Source organism: Acinetobacter sp. YH12095 (genome assembly GCF_013419245.1).
Lineage (GTDB): Bacteria > Pseudomonadota > Gammaproteobacteria > Pseudomonadales > Moraxellaceae > Acinetobacter > Acinetobacter towneri.
In genome coordinates, this window is sequence record NZ_VPAL01000041.1 from 1 (window position 1) to 3516 (window position 3516).

A 3516-nucleotide genomic window follows, 5' to 3' on the forward strand; every position below is an offset into this window, starting at 1 on the left:
GTAAATTTTCAGCGTTGCTGGCTCCCCGTCAGCCGGATTGGGTTGCATCGCAGGGGTGTCGAAAGAGTCAACTGCGGTCCAAAGCTGTTGGACTTGGGTGAAAAGGGCGTTTATTCTTCCTATACGTGAACCGCATCCTACGGAATGAGTAACCCTTGCCCTATTGTGAGTAGAACGTCGTATAATTCAAACGAAAGCAGTTAATAGGTATGAAATATCACAGCACAAAAGAGCGACAGGACATGTTTAGATGATGTTATTATAAAATAATAACATCATGGATGAATAAAAAATAATTTTCTATCTTTACAACTATGTTATACTTCTATGATAAGGCTATGATGGCAAAGCCTTGGTTTTCCTAATCAAATAGTCGCCGAGATGGCTTCAATGCGACAGTAGGTCTACTGTCTCACAATTAATTCATGTATCAGATTTTTGTTCCCTGATGGGAAGTGTTATCCATACGAAAAGAATATGGGTAAAGTGTTACACCTGTATATGACATTCAGAATGTCCTGTCGGGGGAACTGGTACCAATTTAATAAAAGAAAACAGTATAGAAATGACAATCGAAGATATGCAAACATTAGCCCTAGAGCATGGGCTGAGAATTTCGGAAGAGATGAGCGTCAATGAGATGGGCATCGACTTTAGAGTTGCCTTTGTAAAGGAAGTAAACGGTGAGAACTGGGTACTCCGTATACCTCGAAGAAGCGATATGCTTGAACAAATCGAAAATGAAAGTAGAATATTGGATTTAGCCAAAAGAAACCTGTCGATCAATGTCCCTGATTGGAAAATTGTATCGGAGCGCCTAATAGCCTACCCTTTACTGGAGGATGCGCCTGCTCTGACATTCGATGCGATAACACATGAGGTTTCTTGGAACATAGATCGCGATAGCATAGCTTATGTGGAGTCTCTGGCAAAATCATTGGCCGAATTACATCGTATTACAGCTGACGATGTGAGAAAGAGCAACTTGAAAATAATGACTCCAAGTGAATTGAGGACCGAAATAGCTGACCGTATCCACTTGGTGAAATCTGAGATAGGTATCAGCGAGCCGTTGGAAAACAGATACCGTAGATGGTTGGACAATGACCCTTTGTGGCCTGAATTCACTTGTTTCATCCATGGCGATCTCTATGCAGGGCATGTCTTAACCTCGAAGGAAGGTAAGACCTCTGGTATCATAGATTGGTCTACTGCGCATATGGGTGATCCTGCACTGGACTTTTCTGGTCACGTATCGGTTTTTGGAGAGGATAGCCTGAAGAGTTTGATAACGGAGTATGCTAAACAAGGCGGAACGATATGGGATAGGCTCTACGAACAATCTATAGAGAGGGCTGCTGCAGCTCCATTAGCATATGGCGCTTTTGCGGTAGAGTGCAACGACGATAATCATATCAATGCCGCCAGAGCAGCCTTAGGTATTGTTCAATAAAATGATGTGAGGATACTTTTTTGGTGGTGTATCAAAAAGTATGCTAAAAAAAAGCAGATTGAATTTTGATAAAATAGAGAAATGCAAATAACTCTAGAAATCAAATGTCCAACCTGCCTCAGTGACAGTATAAAGAAAAATGGCATCAAAGTAGATGGGAAACAGAACTACCAATGCAAAGACTGCAAACGTCAGTTTATTGGTGACCATGCTCTGAGCTATCTAGGATGTAATTCTGGCATTACTCGTAAAATATTACAGTTAATGGTCAGAGGCAGCGGTATACGAGATATCGCTGAAGTTGAGCGCATTAGTATCGGTAAAGTCTTACGGACTTTAACTGAATCGGCCTATCAAATTCAGCCTAAACAAAGTCATTATGAATCTCTCGAAGTAGATGAATTCTGGACTTTTGTTGGAAATAAAAATAATAAACAATGGCTTATTTACGCTTACCATCGAGAAACAGGTGAGATTGTTGCTTATGTTTGGGGTAAGAGAGATTTAGCTACAGTCCAAAGGTTGAAGACAAAGCTTAAACAATTAGGTATTCACTACACCCGAATTGCAAGTGATCATTGGGACAGTTTCATCACTGCTTTTAAAAACTGCAAGCAAAGTATTGGTAAGTTTTTTACTGTAGGAATTGAAGGTAATAATTGCAAAATAAGGCATCGAATAAGGCGTGGTTTTAGAAGAAGTTGTAATTTCTCCAAAAAGCTTGAAAACCATTTTAAAGCCTTCGACTTAACCTTCTTTTACATCAATAATGGCTTCATTTAATGTCAGCATACTTTTTAAAACACCACCACTTTTTTAAATGCTAAAATAGGAGTTCGATTGGTGCCACTTAAGAGTATCATTGATTTCTATTTTAGCCAGTATCCTCCACTTTTAGGAGCTCCTCGAAACTCGATTTTATGATCATCTCTTAAGATTTTGAGCCACCGCTCTACTATCTTGACAGGAACTAATAGCTCGTTTACTAAAAATGGTGCACGCTTTCCTGGATTAGTTCTTATCTGATTAAATAGTAGATTTACTCCCTCACTTACTCCCTCATTAGATTCGAAAAGTAGCTTTGATGAGACAATAACTCGAAAACCGTGCTGGAAATTTTCAAAGACAGGGGGACGCAGACCATAGGATGCGAAGCCTTCTTGGATTCGTTTGATGCCTGACCCATATTTTTCAATAAAATGCGCTTCTTTGAACGTGGCAGATATCCTTTTATTGCGCGCCCATGGCGAGTAATCTTCACGAAGAAGCTGATCAATCGTTAAGTTATCAGCTAAACCACCTGGATTGAAAAACTCTATGGAATTGTAATACACCCTGATTATGGAATCGGCAAATTAATTTGGACTTGGGTGAAAAGGGCGTTTATTCTTCCTATACGTTGTCGGCAGCGGGCCAAAAAGGAATACGTCCATGCCCATCGAGGTGAAACCGGCTGTGAGCGCGGGTTCAAGCATATAGCCCGACAGGCGCGTATCCTTGCCGATCACGACACGATGGCGGTGGTCACCGCGACGAAAGACACGGCCAGCCGCCATGCCGACGCGCAAGGCGGTTTCCGCCGTCATCGCGCCTTCGTTGGCTTTGCCACGAATACCGTCTGTGCCGAAATATTTGCGCACCATAAGGTCGATTATCCTGTCGTCGGGTCGCCCTCAAAGGGGACATGCCTGCTGAACCGCGAATATAGAGAAATATCCCGAATGTGCAGTTAACGAATTCTTGCGGTTTCTTTCAGCGCCGCCAATACCGCCAGCCCGTCGCGCAAGGGGCGCGGCTCGTGTGTGCGGATGAAGTCAGCTCCACCTGCGGCGGCGGCAAGCTCTGCAGCGAGTGTCGCGGCCCCGACATCCCCCGGACCACGGCCTGTGAGCGCGCGCAGAAAGGATTTGCGCGAAACAGACAGAAGCACCGGCAAATCGAAGCGCAGCCGCAATTCATCGAACCGCGCCAGCACCGAGAGCGAGGTTTCGGGAGCAGCCCCCAGAAAAAACCCCATGCCGGGATCAAGGACAAGGCGGTTGCGTTTGATACCGGCACCCGTC

Annotated in this window: 5 protein-coding genes; 2 read left to right on the forward strand and 3 right to left on the reverse strand. The window is 43.8% G+C overall.

Annotated features, from left to right (window positions below; all coding sequences use genetic code 11):
• Positions 1-565 precede the first annotated feature (565 nt).
• On the forward strand, positions 566-1453 hold the full coding sequence (mph, locus tag FTU35_RS13115) for an Mph(E)/Mph(G) family macrolide 2'-phosphotransferase (RefSeq protein WP_071830579.1): 888 nt from the start codon (positions 566-568) through the stop codon (positions 1451-1453).
• A gap of 81 nt (positions 1454-1534) precedes the next feature.
• Positions 1535-2236, forward strand: coding sequence for an IS1 family transposase (locus FTU35_RS13120; RefSeq protein ID WP_004282344.1), 702 nt, complete (start codon positions 1535-1537; stop codon positions 2234-2236).
• Positions 2237-2322: 86 nt separating this feature from the next.
• On the opposite strand, the gene FTU35_RS13125 is transcribed toward FTU35_RS13120, so the two are convergent.
• The 3 genes from FTU35_RS13125 to FTU35_RS13135 all read right to left on the reverse strand — a co-directional run.
• On the reverse strand, positions 2323-2787 hold the full coding sequence (locus FTU35_RS13125; RefSeq protein WP_071830580.1) for an ATP-binding protein: 465 nt from the start codon (positions 2785-2787) through the stop codon (positions 2323-2325).
• Between the two features lie 21 nt (positions 2788-2808).
• Complete coding sequence (locus FTU35_RS13130; protein ID WP_159516853.1) at positions 2809-3096, reverse strand: phosphoglucosamine mutase; 288 nt, start codon at positions 3094-3096, stop codon at positions 2809-2811.
• 86 nt (positions 3097-3182) lie between these two features.
• A partial coding sequence (locus FTU35_RS13135) for a dihydropteroate synthase (protein ID WP_180064801.1) occupies positions 3183-3516 on the reverse strand: 334 nt, incomplete at its 5' end.